This is a genomic window from Actinoplanes sp. NPDC048791 (assembly GCF_040650095.1).
Classification (GTDB): domain Bacteria; phylum Actinomycetota; class Actinomycetes; order Mycobacteriales; family Micromonosporaceae; genus Actinoplanes.
On record NZ_JBEZGQ010001627.1, the window covers coordinates 1 to 1,259 of the forward strand.

General features: G+C 73.2%; 2 protein-coding genes. Both read right to left on the reverse strand.

Annotated features, from left to right (window positions below; translation table 11 throughout):
• Window positions 1–256: 256 nt before the first annotated feature.
• Window positions 257–766, reverse strand: a complete 510-nt coding sequence (locus AB0C29_RS49105) for a hypothetical protein (protein WP_360835348.1) — start codon at window positions 764–766, stop codon at window positions 257–259.
• The gene (locus AB0C29_RS49110) at window positions 763–1,134 is read right to left on the reverse strand and encodes a DUF805 domain-containing protein (RefSeq protein WP_360835350.1); all 372 of its coding nucleotides are present in this window, start codon (window positions 1,132–1,134) and stop codon (window positions 763–765) included. Before AB0C29_RS49110 ends, AB0C29_RS49105 begins: the two co-directional genes overlap by 4 nt.
• Between the last annotated feature and the right edge of the window lie 125 nt (window positions 1,135–1,259).

Here is a 1,259-nt window from a genome sequence, read left to right on the forward strand (position 1 = left end):
GGTCAGCGCGCGCAGCTCGGCGTCGAGGCCGGTCCGGGTACGCCGGTCGAGCGGCCCCGGCAGCACCTTCACCGCGAAGGCCTCGCCGGTGGCACTGTCCACACCGGCCAGCACGTTGCCCACCGTGCCGTCGCCCAGCGGCACCAGCTCGCCGTCGGCCGGATCGGTCGTCATCGTCGTGTCCTCTTCGCCGCCGTCCGTTCCCGCCGCCCGGGTGCCTGACCGCATCGTAGAGCGGTGCGGCCCCCGCGGCCGATCAGGTGCCGTCGCCGGAGTACAGGGAGAATCCCTGCGTACCGGTGCCTTTGTGGTTGCCGGGGTCGTTCCTGGCCGGTGCGACCTTGACGACCGCGCCGGCCGGGCCGGTCTGCTGCACGGTGAGGGTGAGTCCGTAGGCCAGCGCGAGGTTGCCCGTGCCGGTGATCGTCGCGTGCAGATCGTCGCCGTCCCGCACGGCGACGTCGATCCGCAGCTCGTTCGGCGCGGTGAAGGTGAGCAGCATCCCCTCGCAGGAGAACTTGCCGTCCAGGGCGAAGTCGCTCTGTTCCTTCACGAGGATCTGGCACCTGCCGTCCTCGCAGGTGCTCGCGTCTTCGCCGTCCGCCGCTGTGACGATGGCCGGCGGTGCCGAAGACGGCGGCGCACTGGTCGCGGCGCTCGAACCGGAAGGGCTCGGAGCCGGCCCGGCATCGCCGCCGCCGCCGCAGGCCGACGAGGCGAGCAGGAAGGCCGGCACGAGCAGAGTCAGGGCGCGTCCCCGGATCACACCGGCACCGCGGACAGGCGGCGGCCGGCCGGGGCGGGCCCGTGGCGGTTCGGCCCGGGCTCGCCGGGCAGGGCCATGAAGACCAGCAGCACGATGAAGCCGAAGGGCAGCAGGTTGATCAGTTGCAGCCAGCCGGAGTAGCCGACGTCGTGCAGGCGCCGCGCCACCAGGGCGGTCACCGGCACGACCGTGGCGAAGTAGTAGGCGATCAGGACGTACATGAGCCAGTCGGCGACCGCCACGCTCAGCGTCGCCAGCGCGACCACGATGACGGCGTGCACGAGCACGAACATCCAGTACTCGATGCGGCGGGCCCGGCCCCGGTAGTCGGCGTACCGGCGCAGTGCCGAGAGGTAGTAGCGGTGCATGGCGGCCTCCCCGGACGTTCTTCCGCCCGCTCGGACGGCACCGGGAACGCTAGGGCCGGGCCGGCCGCCCCCGGGGCCGGTGGCCGGATGCGGCCAACGGCCCCGTCGGCCCAGCCGGCTTCGGG

Coding starts and splice junctions, on each gene's coding strand:
- AB0C29_RS49110 (WP_360835350.1), bottom strand. CDS start 1,134: ATGCACCGCTACTACCTCTCGGCACTGCGCCGGTACGCCGACTACCGG.